This window comes from Pseudomonas sp. B21128, from assembly GCF_044218865.1.
GTDB lineage: Bacteria > Pseudomonadota > Gammaproteobacteria > Pseudomonadales > Pseudomonadaceae > Aquipseudomonas > Aquipseudomonas iridis.
In genome coordinates, this window is the sequence record NZ_CP162590.1 from 1,851,848 (window position 1) to 1,867,668 (window position 15,821).

13 protein-coding genes are annotated in these 15,821 nt (G+C 59.8%); 6 read left to right on the plus strand and 7 right to left on the minus strand.

The window, feature by feature from the left end; genetic code table 11:
• The first annotated feature begins 158 nt into the window (after nucleotides 1-158).
• The 4 genes from AB4P91_RS08185 (at nucleotide 159) to AB4P91_RS08200 (ending at nucleotide 7,432) form a co-directional block, all read left to right on the plus strand.
• Nucleotides 159-1,964 carry a phenylacyl-CoA dehydrogenase gene (locus tag AB4P91_RS08185; RefSeq protein WP_150597997.1) on the plus strand — a complete coding sequence of 602 codons (1,806 nt, stop codon included), beginning with the start codon at nucleotides 159-161 and terminating at the stop codon, nucleotides 1,962-1,964.
• Nucleotides 1,965-2,263: 299 nt separating this feature from the next.
• Nucleotides 2,264-3,553 carry a GGDEF domain-containing protein gene (locus tag AB4P91_RS08190; RefSeq protein WP_395604614.1) on the plus strand — a complete coding sequence of 430 codons (1,290 nt, stop codon included), beginning with the start codon at nucleotides 2,264-2,266 and terminating at the stop codon, nucleotides 3,551-3,553.
• 91 nt (nucleotides 3,554-3,644) lie between these two features.
• Nucleotides 3,645-5,441 carry an acyl-CoA dehydrogenase C-terminal domain-containing protein gene (locus AB4P91_RS08195; protein ID WP_395604615.1) on the plus strand — a complete coding sequence of 599 codons (1,797 nt, stop codon included), beginning with the start codon at nucleotides 3,645-3,647 and terminating at the stop codon, nucleotides 5,439-5,441.
• A gap of 212 nt (nucleotides 5,442-5,653) precedes the next feature.
• Entirely contained in the window at nucleotides 5,654-7,432 is a 1,779-nt protein-coding gene (locus tag AB4P91_RS08200; protein ID WP_395604616.1) for an acyl-CoA dehydrogenase C-terminal domain-containing protein, read from the plus strand.
• Nucleotides 7,433-7,659: 227 nt separating this feature from the next.
• Here the strand turns inward: AB4P91_RS08200 and AB4P91_RS08205 are convergent, their stop codons facing one another.
• A complete protein-coding gene (locus AB4P91_RS08205; protein ID WP_210704107.1) occupies nucleotides 7,660-8,589 on the minus strand; it encodes a LysR family transcriptional regulator in 930 nt (309 codons plus the stop codon).
• Nucleotides 8,590-8,758: 169 nt separating this feature from the next.
• Between AB4P91_RS08205 and AB4P91_RS08210 the strand changes: the two genes are divergently transcribed.
• Both AB4P91_RS08210 and AB4P91_RS08215 read left to right on the plus strand, forming a co-directional pair.
• The gene (locus AB4P91_RS08210; RefSeq protein WP_395604617.1) at nucleotides 8,759-10,042 is read left to right on the plus strand and encodes an aspartate aminotransferase family protein; all 1,284 of its coding nucleotides are present in this window, start codon (nucleotides 8,759-8,761) and stop codon (nucleotides 10,040-10,042) included.
• Nucleotides 10,043-10,237: 195 nt separating this feature from the next.
• Nucleotides 10,238-10,396: a YqaE/Pmp3 family membrane protein gene (locus tag AB4P91_RS08215; RefSeq protein WP_003228885.1), complete on the plus strand. Its 159-nt coding sequence runs from the start codon at nucleotides 10,238-10,240 to the stop codon at nucleotides 10,394-10,396.
• Between the two features lie 152 nt (nucleotides 10,397-10,548).
• Here the strand turns inward: AB4P91_RS08215 and AB4P91_RS08220 are convergent, their stop codons facing one another.
• The 6 genes from AB4P91_RS08220 to pqqA all read right to left on the minus strand — a co-directional run bounded on the left by AB4P91_RS08220 (nucleotide 10,549) and on the right by pqqA (nucleotide 15,682).
• On the minus strand, nucleotides 10,549-12,357 hold the full coding sequence (locus AB4P91_RS08220; protein ID WP_395604618.1) for a S9 family peptidase: 1,809 nt from the start codon (nucleotides 12,355-12,357) through the stop codon (nucleotides 10,549-10,551).
• Nucleotides 12,323-13,462 carry a pyrroloquinoline quinone biosynthesis protein PqqE gene (gene pqqE, locus AB4P91_RS08225; RefSeq protein WP_395604619.1) on the minus strand — a complete coding sequence of 380 codons (1,140 nt, stop codon included), beginning with the start codon at nucleotides 13,460-13,462 and terminating at the stop codon, nucleotides 12,323-12,325. Before pqqE ends, AB4P91_RS08220 begins: the two co-directional genes overlap by 35 nt.
• Nucleotides 13,455-13,730: a pyrroloquinoline quinone biosynthesis peptide chaperone PqqD gene (pqqD, locus tag AB4P91_RS08230; protein WP_150593702.1), complete on the minus strand. Its 276-nt coding sequence runs from the start codon at nucleotides 13,728-13,730 to the stop codon at nucleotides 13,455-13,457. The genes pqqE and pqqD overlap by 8 nt, the downstream gene beginning before the upstream one ends.
• Complete coding sequence (gene pqqC, locus AB4P91_RS08235) at nucleotides 13,727-14,479, minus strand: pyrroloquinoline-quinone synthase PqqC (RefSeq protein WP_395604620.1); 753 nt, start codon at nucleotides 14,477-14,479, stop codon at nucleotides 13,727-13,729. The genes pqqD and pqqC overlap by 4 nt, the downstream gene beginning before the upstream one ends.
• Before the next feature lie 135 nt (nucleotides 14,480-14,614).
• On the minus strand, nucleotides 14,615-15,526 hold the full coding sequence (pqqB, locus tag AB4P91_RS08240) for a pyrroloquinoline quinone biosynthesis protein PqqB (protein ID WP_395604621.1): 912 nt from the start codon (nucleotides 15,524-15,526) through the stop codon (nucleotides 14,615-14,617).
• A gap of 81 nt (nucleotides 15,527-15,607) precedes the next feature.
• Nucleotides 15,608-15,682 (minus strand): pyrroloquinoline quinone precursor peptide PqqA, encoded by a 75-nt coding sequence (gene pqqA, locus AB4P91_RS08245; RefSeq protein WP_003422658.1) that lies wholly within the window; start codon nucleotides 15,680-15,682, stop codon nucleotides 15,608-15,610.
• Nucleotides 15,683-15,821 lie beyond the last annotated feature (139 nt).

Consider the following 15,821-nt stretch of genomic DNA (forward strand, 5'->3'; position numbering starts at 1 on the left):
TTGCTGTGTCCGGCGTTTGGAAGACGTGAAGACGAACGGCAAAAGATCGACGCTTGACAAGATTTCGGCGTAAACGTATGTTTCAAACAACTGTTTGACCGTCACAACAAATCAACACGGTCGTTCATTCCCGGTTACATCAGCAGAGGTTTATCGCTATGCCTGACTACAAGGCCCCCTTGCGTGATATTCGCTTCGTTCGTGACGAGCTGCTCGGATACGAAGCGCACTATCAGAGCCTTCCGGCTTGCGCAGACGCAACTCCGGACATGGTTGACGCCATTCTCGAAGAAGGCGCCAAGTTTTGTGAGCAGGTACTGGCGCCGCTGAACCGCGTGGGCGACATCGAAGGTTGCACCTGGAGCGAGTCCGGCGTGAAAACCCCGACGGGCTTCAAAGAGGCTTACAAGCAATTCGTTGAAGGCGGCTGGCCTAGCCTGGCACACGACGTCGAGCACGGTGGTCAGGGACTGCCTGAGTCGCTGGGTCTGGCCGTCAGCGAAATGGTGGGCGAAGCCAACTGGTCGTGGGGCATGTACCCAGGCCTGTCGCACGGCGCGATGAACACCATCTCCGAGCATGGCACTCCTGAGCAGCAAGAAGCGTATCTGACCAAACTGGTATCCGGCGAATGGACCGGCACCATGTGCCTGACCGAGCCGCACTGCGGCACCGACCTGGGCATGCTGCGCACCAAGGCCGAACCTCAGGCTGACGGTTCGTACAAAGTTTCCGGCACCAAGATCTTCATCTCGGCCGGTGAACACGACATGGCCGACAACATCGTCCACATCGTACTGGCCCGCCTGCCGGATGCGCCTGCTGGCACCAAAGGCATCTCGTTGTTCATCGTTCCGAAGTTCATGCCCAATGCGGATGGCACCGTCGGTGCACGCAACGCTGTGACTTGCGGTTCGCTTGAACACAAGATGGGCATCCACGGTAACGCCACTTGCGTGATGAACTTCGACGGCGCCACCGGTTTCCTGATCGGCCCGGCGAACAAAGGCCTGAACTGCATGTTCACCTTTATGAACACCGCTCGTCTGGGGACTGCGCTGCAAGGTCTGGCCCACGCCGAAATCGGTTTCCAGGGTGGCCTGAAATACGCTCGCGATCGCCTGCAAATGCGCTCCCTGACTGGCCCGAAAGCGCCGGAAAAAGCCGCTGACCCGATCATCGTGCACCCTGACGTACGCCGCATGCTGTTGACCATGAAGGCATTCGCCGAAGGCAACCGCGCGATGGTGTACTTCACTGCCAAACAGGTCGACATCGTCAAATACGGCGTGGACGAAGAAGAGAAGAAGAAAGCCGACGCACTGCTGGCCTTCATGACGCCAATCGCCAAAGCGTTCATGACCGAAGTCGGTTTCGAGTCCGCCAACCACGGCGTGCAAATCTACGGCGGCCACGGCTTCATCGCCGAGTGGGGCATGGAGCAGAACGTTCGCGACAGCCGCATTTCGATGCTGTACGAAGGCACCACCGGTATCCAGGCACTCGACCTGCTGGGCCGCAAAGTGCTGATGACTCAAGGCGAGGCTCTGAAAAGCTTCACCAAGATCGTCCATAAGTTCTGCCAGACCCACGAAGGCAACGAAGCGGTTCAAGAGTTCGTCACGCCGCTGGCTGCACTGAACAAGGAATGGGGCGAGCTGACCATGAAGGTCGGTATGGCCGCCATGAAAGATCGCGAAGAAGTCGGCGCGGCCTCCGTGGATTACCTGATGTACTCCGGTTATGCCTGCCTGGCCTACTTCTGGGCCGACATGGCGCGTCTTGCTGCCGAGAAGCTGGCAGAAGGCACGGGCGACGCGGCGTTCTACACCGCCAAGCTGCAAACTGCGCGCTTCTACTTCCAGCGCATCCTGCCGCGTACCCGTACCCACGTGGCCACCATGCTGTCGGGCGCCAACAACCTGATGGACATGAAAGAAGAAGACTTCGCACTGGGCTACTAAGCCTTAACGCGGTCTGTTGAAAAACCGCTGCTCCCTCGGGAGCAGCGGTTTTTTTATGCGCGAATTTCCTCCGGCCGTGGGTATTTCTGAAAGAAATTCCCGACGTGGCCATCAAGCATGATGGCCATGAAGGAAATTTCATCTCCAAGGGGGCAAAAAATCCTGGTTGAAGGCTCAGAAATCAGTGTTTGCGGCCGTTAAAGAGACTGTATGTGATCTGGATCACATTCTGTGTGCTTAACTGGCCACATTGCAGGCACAATGCCATCTCTTTGCCATGACGGGTCGGAGCTTTACCCTTGCCACGTTCTTCCGCTGTACGTTTCAGCCATTTCCTGCCTTCTCTGCTGTTGTTGCTTGCGGGGTTGGCGGCTGCGTATGTCAAAGACCTCAGCGTGTTCTTCACTTCCCTGTTCAACGTGTTGCCGACGCTGGTCCTACTGTTGGGTGGCGCTTACTGCGCAGTTTACCGACGCCAGCGCGAACTGTTTCTGATGCTCACGGTGTACATCGCCTACTTTCTGCTCGACACCCAGACCGACTTTTACCGCGACAACGGCAAAGTGCGAGAAGACGCCGCCGTGGTCTTCCATCTCGTCTGTCTGTTGCTGCCCTTGTTGTTCGGTCTGTTTGCTGCGTGGCAGGAGCGCACACACCTGTTTCAGGACATGGTCGCGCGGTTCGCCGTGTTGCTTGCCTTCGGCAGTGTGGCGCTGGGGCTTGAGCAAAGTTACCCACAGGCGTTGCTGATGTGGCTTTCGGAAATTCGCTGGCCGGCGCTGCACGGCGCGTGGATGAGCCTGATCCAGTTGTCGTATCCGGTGTTTATCTCGGCATTCCTGCTGCTGGCCTGGCAGTACTGGCGCAACCCGAGGCCACTGCATGCGGCGCAACTGGTCGGTTTGCTCGGGGTGTTCTGGATGCTGCCAAAAACCTTCATCCTGCCGTTTACCCTGAACATCATGTGCAGCCAGGTGATGTTGATGATTGCTGCCGCCGTGGCGCACGAGGCTTATCAAATGGCCTTCCGCGACGAACTCACCGGTCTGCCGGGTCGCCGCGCGCTCAATGAACGCATGCAGCGCTTGGGGCGCAACTATGTGCTGGCAATGAGCGACGTTGACCACTTCAAGAAATTCAATGACACCCACGGCCACGATGTCGGTGACCAGGTGCTGCGACTGGTCGCCAGCAAGCTGTCCAAAATCAGCGGAGGCGGTAGGGCATATCGCTATGGCGGTGAGGAATTTGCCCTGGTGTTCGCAGGCAAAACCCTTGAGGAGTGCCTGCCGCACCTTGAAGTCATTCGCGAGTCGATTGCGTCCTACAGTATCCAGTTGCGCAATCAGGAAAACCGCCCGAACGACGATCAGCAAGGTCGCCAGCGTCGCGCCGGTTCCGGTGCTTCCAGCGTGTCGGTGACGGTGAGTATCGGCGTCGCTGAGCGGGTGGAGCAGCGCAACCCCGAGCAAGTTCTCAAATCCGCGGACGAGGCGCTTTACAGTGCCAAGGGTGCGGGGCGCAACTGCGTGGTCGCGTTCGGCCAGAACCGCCGTGGCGCGGTGCGCATGGACACCGCTGCGGGTTGAGTGATGACGGCGCATTCAGCGTCTGGACAGTGATTGTGGCGCGTGGTGGCCGGCAGTAGTTTCAAGGAAACCTGCTGACGGAGAAGCCATCATGCCCGAGTACAAAGCCCCGCTGCGCGACATGCGTTTTCTGATCGACCACGTCTTCGATTTCCACACCAACTACGCCGCCCTCGACGCCGATGACGCCAGCCCGGACATGATCAGCGCGATCCTCGAAGAAGGCGCGAAGTTCTGCGAGAACGTTCTGGCACCGCTCAATCGCAGCGGTGACGAAGAGGGCTGCCATTTCGACAACGGGGTGGTGACAACGCCTACAGGCTTCAAGCAAGCCTTCGCACAATATGTCGAGGGCGGCTGGCATGGTCTGGCGGCAGATCCGGTTTATGGCGGCCAAGGCTTGCCGAGCTCCCTGGGGCTGGTGATCAGCGAAATGGTCGGCTCCAGCAACACGTCCTGGGGCATGTACCCGGGCCTGACTCACGGCGCGATGTCGGCCATCCATGCCCACGGCACCACCGATCAGAAAGACACTTACCTGAGTAAACTCACCGCCGGCCAGTGGACCGGCACCATGTGCCTGACCGAAGCCCACTGCGGCACCGATCTGGGCATCATCAAAACTCGCGCCGTGCCTCAGGCGGACGGCAGTTACACGGTTACGGGCAGCAAGATTTTCATCTCTGCCGGTGAGCACGACATGAGCGAAAACATCATCCATCTGGTGTTGGCCAAGCTGCCGGATGCGCCCGCGGGAACAAAGGGCATCTCGTTGTTCATCGTGCCGAAATTCCTCCCGGATGCGTCGGGCGAAGCGGGTGAGCGCAATGGCGTTTCCTGCGGCTCGATCGAACACAAGATGGGCATCAAGGCCTCGGCCACTTGCGTGCTGAACTTCGATAGCGCCAAAGGTTTTTTGATCGGCGAACCGAACAAGGGCCTGAACTGTATGTTCACCATGATGAACCACGCGCGGCTCGGCACCGGAATGCAGGGCTTGTGCCTAGGCGAAGCGAGTTTCCAGGGCGCCATCAAATACGCCAACGACCGCCTGCAGATGCGTTCGCTGACCGGCGCCAAAGCCCCGGACAAACCGGCCGATCCAATCATCGTCCACCCGGACGTGCGGCGCATGCTGCTGACCATGAAAGCCTTCAACGAAGGCAATCGCGCGCTGACTTACTTCACCGCACAACTGCTCGATATCGCCCATTTAGGCAGCGATGCCGAGGCGCGTCAGGATGCCGAAGACCTGCTGGCGTTCCTTACGCCGATCTGCAAAGCATTCATGACCGACTCGGGGCTGGAAGTGACCAATCTCGGCATGCAGATTTTTGGTGGTCACGGTTTCATTCGCGAGTGGGGCATGGAGCAGTTGGTGCGCGATTGCCGCATTGCGCCGATCTACGAAGGCACCAACGGTATTCAGGCGCTCGATCTGCTTGGGCGCAAGGTGCTCGGCAGTCAGGGCAAGCTGCTGCGCGGCTTTACCAAAATCGTCCACAAGTTCTGCGCGACGAACGAGGGGCATCCGCAACTGGGGAGCTTTGTCACGCAGCTCAATGAGCTCAACCAGCAGTGGGGCGATCTGACCATGAAGGTCGGCATGGCGGCGATGAAGAATCCGGACGAGGTCGGCGCTGCGTCGGTGGACTATCTGATGTACAGCGGTTACATCATCCTCGGCTATCTGTGGCTGCGCATGGCGCTGGTGGCGCAAGCGCAACTGGATGCGGGCGAGGGGGAGGCTGATTACCTTCGGGGTAAATTGGCCACTTGCGAGTTTTACTTCAAGCGGTTGCTGCCGCGTACCGCGGCGCATCGTGCGGCGATTGAGGCGGGCAGTGATTGTTTGATGAAGCTGCCGGCCGAAATGTTTGCGCTTTAAGGTCGATCAAAAGCTCGCAGCTTTCGGCAGCTCCTGCACGGGATCGCTTTTTACCTGTGGAAGTGGGTGAAGGCTGCGAACTTTTCTGGTGACTAAAAATAACAAATCAGTCACTGGTTGACCCTATGTGTCGCAAAAGTTGTTGAGGTACACTCCGGCTCAACGAGAATACATTCCCACGAATCACCTGTTTAGATCTTGCGAGGTTTGCCATGGCTGACTACAAAGCGCCGCTGCGCGATATGCGCTTCGTCCTCAATGAAGTGTTCGAGGTCGCCAAACTTTGGGCGCAACTGCCGGCGCTGGCCGAGACGGTCGACGCCGAGACGGTTGAAGCGATTCTCGAAGAGGCCGGCAAGGTCACCAGCAAAAGCATCGCGCCGCTGAGCCGTGCCGCTGATGAAGAAGGTTGCCACTGGGCGGACGGTGCCGTCACCACGCCGGCCGGTTTCCCACAGGCTTATCAGACTTACGCCGAGGGTGGTTGGGTTGGCGTTGGTGGCGATCCGCAATACGGCGGCATGGGCATGCCCAAAGCCGTGTCGGCGCAAGTCGAAGAAATGGTCAACTCCGCGAGCCTGTCCTTCGGTCTGTACCCGATGCTGACTGCCGGCGCGTGCCTGTCGATCAACGCCCACGCCAGCGAAGAGCTGAAAGCCACCTACCTGCCGAACATGTACGCCGGCGTTTGGGCAGGTTCCATGTGCCTGACCGAGCCACACGCTGGCACCGACCTGGGCATCATCCGCACCAAAGCCGAACCTCAGGCCGACGGTTCCTACAAGGTCAGCGGCACCAAGATCTTCATCACCGGTGGTGAACACGATCTCACCGAAAACATCATTCACCTGGTGCTGGCCAAACTGCCGGACGCACCGGCGGGTCCGAAAGGCATCTCGCTGTTCCTCGTGCCCAAGTTCATGGTCAACGCCGATGGTAGCCTGGGCGCGCGCAACCCGGCCAACTGTGGTTCGATCGAACACAAGATGGGCATCCAGGCGTCCGCGACGTGCGTGATGAACTTCGACGAAGCGGTGGGTTATCTGGTCGGTGAGCCGAACAAAGGCCTGGCGGCGATGTTCACCATGATGAACTACGAGCGTCTGGGCGTCGGCATCCAGGGCCTTGCCACTGGCGAGCGCTCCTACCAGAACGCCGTCGAATACGCTCGCGACCGCCTGCAAAGCCGCTCGCCGACGGGCGCGCAAAACAAAGACAAAGTTGCTGACCCGATCATCGTCCACCCGGACGTGCGTCGCATGCTGCTGACCATGAAAGCGTCGAACGAAGGTGGCCGCGCATTCTCCACTTACGTGGCGATGCAACTCGACACCGCCAAGTTCAGCGAAGACGCGGCGACGCGTAAGCGGGCGGAAGACCTGGTGGCGTTGCTGACGCCGGTTGCCAAGGCGTTCCTCACCGATCTGGGTCTGGAAACCACTGTGCACGGCCAGCAGATTTTCGGCGGCCACGGTTACATCCGCGAGTGGGGCCAGGAGCAACTGGTACGTGACGTGCGCATCACCCAGATTTACGAGGGCACCAACGGCATTCAGGCGCTGGACCTGGTGGGTCGCAAGATCGTCGGCAGTGGCGGCGCGTTCTATCAACTGTTCGCTGACGAAATCCGCCACTTCACCGCGACTGCCAGTGCAGATCTCGGCGAATTCACCAAGCCGCTGAACGACGCCGTCACAACGCTCGACGAGCTGACTTCGTGGGTGCTGGATCGGGCGAAAAGCAATCCGCACGAAATCGGCGCGGCGTCGGTCGAATATCTGCAGGCGTTTGGTTACGTGGCCTACGCCTACATGTGGGCATTGATGGCCAAAGCCGCACTGGGCAAAGAGGCGCAGGAAGATTTCTATGCCAGCAAACTCGGCACCGCGCGCTTCTACTTCGCCCGTCTCCTGCCGCGCATTCACTCGTTGAGCGCGTCGGTCAAGGCCGGTAGTGAGTCGCTGTACCTGCTGGATGCAGCTCAGTTCTGATCTAATGCCGTCATGTAAGCAATCGCTTACATGACGTGCTGCTGTTCTCCCATAGGCGTAGATTGGATCCACGGCTAATCTACATTTCATGGACGTCGCGCAGGAAGCGCAAAGCAACAACACGGACACGTAGGATTCTGCCAGGGTGGCGGAGTGAAATGGATGTCAGGGAAACAGTCTGCAAAGCCCCGCTTCGGCGGGGTTTTCTTTTGCCTGAAGAAAAGTTTTCAGGTCAGGGAATCCAGTGGTGGCGGGCTTTTGCGTGCTTTCTCATCGCGGCCCATGACCTCTTCCAGCAATGTCTGCAGCAGTGCCAGCGAAGCTTGCTGACGTTGCACGTCGCGACACACCAGCCCGACTTTCAACGGCACCCGTGGCTCGCTCAGCGGCTTCCACAGCAGATCTTCATCGTCGTACTCTTTTTGCGAGTGCCCGGGCAGCACCGTCGCCAGTTTGGTGTGCGGCAGACTGTCGAGAATCCCCAGCATATTGTTCAACTCGGCCTGCACTTGCGGGCGACGGCCAAGGCTGGTCAATTGCGCCTGCCAGATCTGGCGGATCTGAAACTCCTCGCCCAGTAACAGCATTGGCAATTCGGCCGCCTGGCGAATCGAAACCTTCTTGAATTCACGCAACGGATGGTCCGCCGGGATGACCAGCGTCAGTTCATCTTCGTACAGCATCACGCCATGCAGCCCTGGCTGACGTGGCGGCAGATAGCTGATACCGATGTCCAGCGAGCCGTTAAGCAAACGCCGTTCGATTTCCAGCCCGGTCAATTCATAAATTTGCACCACCAGATGCGGTTGCGCTTTGCGCACTCGCTCAAGCATTTGCGGCACCAGACTGGTATGGACGGTTTGCAGTACGCCAATCGCCAAGGTGCGCAAAGCCTGCCCCTTGAAGTTGCCGAGCGCTTCGCGCGCGCGTTGCAGCCCGTCGAGCAATGGCAGCGCGTGGTTGTACAGCGTGTGCGCGGCGAGGGTCGGCAGCAGGCGTTTACTGCTGCGTTCGAACAGGGTGACGTCGAGATTTTGCTCGAGTTGGCGAATCTGCTGTGACAGCGCGGGTTGGGAGATCGACAGGCGTTCGGCAGCCCGCCCGACATGACCTTCCTCGTAGACCGCGACGAAATAACGCAGTTGTTTGAAATCCATAAGTAATGCTTATCGAAAATGCTGATAAATCGAAATGGCCCGAGGCCGTCAGTGCGCCTAGTCTAACCGCAATCACAAGGCTTACAGGGCCAGAGCGCGCGATGAATAGCTTTTGCTGCGACAGTGTTTGCATAGGCAGTTCAAAAAACCTCGGACGAGGTTTTTTCCAATGAATCTGTTCAATCTGCGGCGCCCTGCGCCAAGCCTCGATGACCTTGTCTTCGATGCCGAGCATTCCGATGCGGATGACAGTCTGAATAGCGGTCGCCTGATGCCGAGCGTTGAACGGCCGCAGCAGGTTTTCGTTCGGGGTCAGGGGTCGTGGCTGTGGGACAGCAACGATCGCGCCTACCTCGACTTCTCCCAGGCCGGCGGCGCCAACAGCCTTGGCCACAGTCCTTCAGCGTTAGTCAAAGCCATCGCCGGTCAGGCCCAGGCGTTGATCAACCCCGGTTTCAATCTGCACAACCGCGGCATGCTCAGCCTCGCCGAAAGGCTGTGTGCCAGCACCTCCAGCGATCAGGCGTACCTGCTCAACAGCGGCAGCGAAGCCTGCGAAGCGGCGATCAAACTGGCACGCAAGTGGGGTCAACTGCATCGTGGCGGCGCCTCGCGAATCATTGTGGCAAGGCAGGGCTGTCACGGCCGTAGCCTGGCGACGATCTCGGCGTCAGACAGTTGCAACCTGCTCAATCGCTTTGCACCGCTGCTGCCGGGCTTTGATCTGGTGCCGTTCAACGATCTGCCCGCGCTGCATGACGCCGTCGATGCGCAAACCGTGGCGATCCTGCTTGAGCCGATCCAGAGCGATGCCGGGGTTGTCCCTGCGACCGATCGCTATCTCAAAGGTGTCGAACGCCTGTGCCGCGAACTGGGGATTCTGCTGATCCTCGACGAAGTACAAACCGGCATCGGCCGTTGCGGCACCTTGCTTGCCGAACAGTCCTACGGCGTGCGTGCCGACATTGTCGTGCTTGGCAAAGGCTTGGGCGGTGGCGTGCCATTGGCGGCGCTGCTGGCGCGTGGCAAAGCGTGCTGTTTCGACGCGGGCGAGTTGGGCGGCACGCATCATGGCAACGCACTCATGACCGCGGCAGGGCTGGTGGTGCTCGACAGCGTTCAGGATCGCGCCTTCCTTCAGCAGGTCCGGAACAACGGTCAGCATCTTCATGACGGCCTCGCACGGCTGGCGCACCGTTATGAGCACGGCGACCTGCGCGGTCAGGGGCTGTTCTGGGGGTTGACCCTGTCGGATGATTCAGCAGATGCCGTAGTCAAAGCAGCGCTGCATGAAGGCCTGATACTCAACGCCCCACAAGCCGATTGCCTGCGCTTCACCCCGGCACTTACGGTCAGCAAGGCCAACATCGACGAAATGCTCCTGCGCCTGGCCCGGGCCTTCTCCCGAGTTCGCACCGCACAACTGCAATGCCGCAAAGGGATTGCCGTCTAAGCCGAAGTTTCTTACCCGAATTCAAGAACCGTCTCGCGGTATAACGCACGCCCCACGCCTGATTCTTTTGGCGTGGGGCGTTTTTTTGCGTGCGATGGTGGCGAACAAATGGCGGAAGCACTGAACCCTGACGAACGGCACGGGTCATTAGCGTGTATGGCTCAGGTGAGCCAACCCCCAATCAGGAGCTGACCCATGGATTTCATTCGTATCATCATCGCCATTCTGTTGCCGCCACTGGGTGTGTTTCTGCAGGTCGGATTTGGCGGGGCGTTCTGGTTGAACATTCTGCTGACGTTGTGCGGTTACATTCCGGGGATCGTGCACGCGGTTTACATCATCGCCAAGCGCTGAGTTCTGCGGCGCCAAGTAGATCGCTGTCGCGGGCAAGCTCGCTCCCACATTGGTCTCGGTTGTTCACACCTTGCGTGTACACCAGAGCACCTGTGGGAGCTGGCTTGCAAGCGATGGGGGCGACACGGATCCGAGAGGTGGGGAGGTGAACCTCAGTCCGCCAATCCCATCACCCGCCGATAAAACGTCCACTCGCGCTCCAACGCGTGCGCCTGATTCACCGCTCGACGAAAGCCGTGGCGTTCGTCGGCGTAGTAGTGCGCCTCGACTGGAACGCCGTTCTGCTCCAGTGCCGTGACCATGTCGCGGGTTTGCTGCGGGACGACGACGGCGTCCAGTTCACCCTGAAAGAAAATCACCGGTACGCGGATATTGCTCGCGTGCAGCAAGGGTGTGCGGGCAGCGTAGCGTTCCGCGTCCTGTTCGGGATCGCCGATCAGCCAGTCCAGATAGTCGCCTTCGAACTTATGCGTCGCCCGGGCAAGGGCGACCGGATCGCTGACCCCGTAGAGGCTGGCGCCGGCGCGGAACACTTGATGAAAGGCCAGAGCGCACAGGGTCGTGTAGCCGCCAGCGCTGCCGCCACGAATGAACGCGCGTTCACCGTCAATCAGGCCCTGCTTGGCGAGATAATCGACCACGGCGCAGGCGTCCTCCACATCAACGTCACCCCAACTCAACTGCAACGCCTGCCGATATTCCCGGCCATACCCGCTGCTGCCGCGATAGTTGAGGTCGGCGACCGCGAAGCCGCGTTGCGTCCAGTACTGGATGCGCGGATCGAGCATCGGGTAGCAGGCCGAGGTCGGGCCGCCATGGATGAACACCACCAGCGGCGGCTTCGTTTCACCGCTCATCGCCGGATAAAAGAACCCGTGAGCCTCGCCCGAACCGCTTGGGTAGCGCAGGGTTTGCGGGCGGCTGATGCGTTCTGCGGCCAGCGGCGCAACGCCGCCGGCCAGCACTGTTACTTCATGGGATACGCGATCAATGGCGATCACCGCCGAAGGGCTGATCGGCGAGGCTGCGATGCAATAGATGAATCGCTCATCCAGTGCCAGATGCCGGAATCGGCTGTAATCGCCGGTGAAGTCTTCGTCGTTCAACGCGAGGCGACCGAAACCGCTCTCACTCCAACTGGCCAGATAGCCGTCACCCAGTGGCAACCAGGTGCAGCCGCCCATTTGCCAGGGCGCTGGCGCGTGATCCGCTTGCACGCTGGGCAATGGCTGGAATCCATCCACTGATTCGACATAAGGCTGCCAAAAGCCAGCGCGGTCGGTCAGACAGTAAAGCTGTCCTTTCGCGTCGAAACGCGGCTGTTGAATCGACTCTTCAATGGCATCGCCCGCCACGCAGCGGGGCGCTGCAAAGCTTTGTCCGCAACGCTCGGCCACCATCAACCGGGTTGACGTCCATGGTTGATGCGGACGGCTCCACTCGATCCACGCCAGCCTTGCGCCATCCGGGCTGATAACCGGTGCGGCATAAAAGTCCGCACCTTCGGCCAGCAGACGGCGCGTACCGTCGGCCAGATCGATTGCGACCAGTCGATGCTGATCGCCATTTTCCTCGACTGCCAAAATCTGGCCATCGGCGAAATTCACATCGCCATAGCGGCACTCGCCTGATGTCAGCGCCTCGGGCGAGCTATCCAGCGTTTGCCGGTAAAGCTGCTGATCGGCCTCATTAACGAAAACCACACCGTCAGGCGTCAGACAAAACGCTCCGCCGCCATATTCGTACACCCGACTGCGCACGCTGAACCCCGTGGGTGTCAGACATTTCGCCACGCCGTCGCGCCAGTGCCAGATTCGGCACGCGGCATCTTCCGGGCGATATTCGTTCCAGAACAAACCGGTGTCGCCGAGTTGCAGTTCGGCAAAATCCATACCGGCAGCGACGGCCTGGGCGGCGCTGAAAGGCTCAGCCTTTAGCGATGAGGCGCGAGTTTCGTTCATTGCGGAAGGCCAATTGTTCGATGGTTTGGGTGGCGTGCTCGGCTTCTTCGCGGGCCGCAAGGATCACACCGTGATGTTCGGATTTGCTGCACACCGGGTCGGCGTTGCTCGCGTCACCGGTCAGCATGAATGCCTGGCAGCGACAGCCGCCGAAGTCCTTTTCCTTTTCGTCGCAGGAGCGGCACGGCTCTGGCATCCAGTCGTAACCGCGAAAGCGGTTGAAGCCGAACGAGTCGTACCAGATGTGCTGCATGCTGTGGTCGCGCACATTGGGAAATTGTACCGGCATCTGTCGGGCGCCATGACAAGGCAGGGCGGTGCCGTCCGGTGTGACTGTCAGAAAAATACTGCCCCAGCCGTTCATGCAGGCTTTCGGGCGTTCTTCATAGTAGTCCGGGGTCACGAAAATCAGCTTGCACGGATGCCCTTCGGCTTCCAGTTTGGCGCGGTATTCGTTGGTGATGCGTTCGGCGCGGACCAGTTGCTCCTTGGTCGGCAACAGACCGACACGATTGAGCTGCGCCCAACCATAGAACTGGCAAGTGGCGAGCTCGACGAAGTCGGCTTCCAGCGCAATGCACAGCTCGATGATGCGGTCGATCTTGTCGATGTTGTGCCGATGAGTGACGAAGTTCAGCACCATCGGATAGCCGTGGGCCTTTACTGCACGGGCCATCTCCAGCTTCTGCGCGAAGGCTTTTTTCGAGCCGGCGAGCAGGTTGTTCACTTGCTCGTCGCTGGCCTGGAAACTGATCTGGATGTGGTCGAGGCCGGCCTTCTTGAAGTCGCTGATTTTCTGCTCGGTCAAACCGATGCCGGAGGTGATCAGGTTGGTGTAAAAACCCAATTCTCGCGCTTCAGCTATCAGCTCGGCGAGGTCCTGGCGCACCAGCGGCTCACCGCCGGAAAAGCCCAACTGCGCCGCGCCCATCTCCCGCGCTTCGCGGAACACCTTGATCCACTGTTCGGTGCTCAGCTCTTTACCCTGCTCGGCAAAATCCAGTGGATTGGAGCAGTACGGGCATTGCAGCGGGCAGCGATACGTCAGCTCGGCGAGCAGCCACAGCGGCAGACCGACCTCGGGCTTGGGCGGAAGATCAGTCAAGAGTGATCCAGTGCTGCGCACGGGCAACCTCCATGAATTGCTCGATGTCGTCACCGAGCTCGGGCACGCCGGGGAACTGCTCGTCGAGTTTGGCGATGATCGCCGCGACATCCCGTTCACCGTCAATCAAACCACCGATCAGCGCAGCCGTCTCGTTGAGTTTGATCATGCCTTCGGGGTACAGCAGCACGTGGCCTTTTTGCGCCGGTTCGTACTGGAACCGGTAGCCGGGACGCCAGGTAGGGGTCTTGCTGCGGTCGAAACTCATAAGGTGATTCCTTTATGCCAGACGCGTTGCTCAGTCACGCTGTGATACGGCGGGCGGTTCAGTTCGTAGGCCATGCTCATGGCATCGAGCATGCTCCAAAGAATGTCCAGTTTGAACTGGAGAATTTCCAGCATGCGCTCCTGGCCTTCGCGTGTCTTGTAGTGTTCCAGTGTGATCGCCAAGCCGTGCTCGACATCGCGTCGTGCCTGGCCGAGGCGGGTGCGGAAGTACTCGTATCCCGTCGGGTCGATCCACGGGTAATGCTGCGGCCAGCTGTCCAGACGCGACTGATGGATCTGCGGCGCGAACAGTTCGGTCAGTGAGCTGCTGGCGGCTTCCTGCCAACTGGCGCGGCGGGCGAAGTTGACGTAGGCATCGACGGCGAAACGCACGCCAGGCAACACCAGTTCCTGCGAACGCAGTTGATCCGGATCGAGGCCGACCGCCTGGCCGAGCCGCAGCCAGGCTTCGATACCGCCGTCTTCACCGGGAGCGCCGTCATGGTCGAGCAACCGCTGTATCCACTCGCGGCGGATTTCACGATCCGGGCAATTGGCGAGGATCGCCGCGTCTTTCAGGGGGATGTTCACCTGATAATAGAAGCGGTTGGCGACCCAGCCCTGAATCTGCTCGCGGGTGGCGCGGCCTTCGTACATCGCCACATGGTACGGATGGTAGATGTGGTAGTACGCGCCCTTGGCGCGCAGGGCCGCTTCGAATTCGGCGGGGGACAGCGGGGTGTCGGTCATTGCGGTTCTCCGGGGAACAACCGTTGGAATCTCTGGTGTCTATTTGGACGTCATCGCTGGCAAGCCAGCTCCCACAGTTTCTGTGTACGCCACAGAGCCCTGTGGGAGCTGGCTTGCCAGCGATGGGGCCATCAGCTACAGCACAATACTCATGCCATCGAAAGCCACTTCAACATCACGCCGCGCAAGCTCCGCGCGCTCCGGCGAATCCTCATCGAGAATCGGGTTGGTGTTGTTGATGTGGATAAGCACTTTGCGCTGTTCGGGCAATTGCTCCAGCACTTCGAGCATGCCGCCGGGGCCGTTCTGCGCCAAGTGGCCCATCTCGCGCCCGGTGCGGGTGCCAACGCCACGACGCTGCATTTCATCGTCATCCCACATCGTGCCATCCACCAGCAGGCAATCGCTGCCGGCCATGATGTCCAGCAGCGGCGCGTCGACCTTGCCTAAGCCCGGCGCGTAAAACAGTTTGCCGCCGGTATTCACGTCTTCGACGATCAGGCCGATGTTGTCGCCTGGGTGCGGGTCAAAGCGGTGCGGCGAGTAGGGCGGCGCGGCGCTGCGCAATGGCAGCGGGGTGAAGCGCAGGTTCGGGCACGCGGCAACGGTGAAGCTCTGGTCGAGCTCGATGCGGTTCCAGTTCAACCCACCGTTCCAGTGGTTGAGCATCTTGAACAGCGGAAATCCTGTGCTGAGGTCTTCGTGAACCATGTCCGTGCACCAGACCTGATGCGGACAGCCTTCGCGCAGACTGAGCAGGCCAGTGGTATGGTCGATCTGGCTGTCCATCAGGATGATCGCGCTGATGCCGGTATCGCGCAGGGCGCGGCCCGGCTGCATCGGGGCAAAGCTTTGCAACTGCGCGCGGATGTCCGGCGAGGCGTTGCACAGCACCCAGTTCACGCCGTCATCGGAAATCGCGATCGACGATTGGGTGCGGGCCTTGGCATTGAGGGTGCCGTCGCGAAAACCTGCGCAGTTGACGCAATTGCAATTCCACTGCGGAAATCCGCCACCGGCGGCCGAACCCAGAATCTGGACGAACATGAACGCTCCATCATTTCAACGCTGAAAATAAAACGCCCCGGCGAACCGAGGCGTTGCACTGCAATTCTGACGAGGCAGAACTCAGCGGCTGGCGAAGTACATGGTGACTTCGAAGCCGATACGCAGGTCGGTGTAAGCAGGTTTTGTCCAGGACATAGGGTTACTCCTCAGGTGGTGGATGGGATAGCGCTGTCCATAGGTATAGTCCACGGCAGCGCAGGGATGTTCCAAATAGTTAGGCGGCTATGTTACTCAAAATTTCAACGTGATTGCCCGTGAATATTCGAGAAAGCTC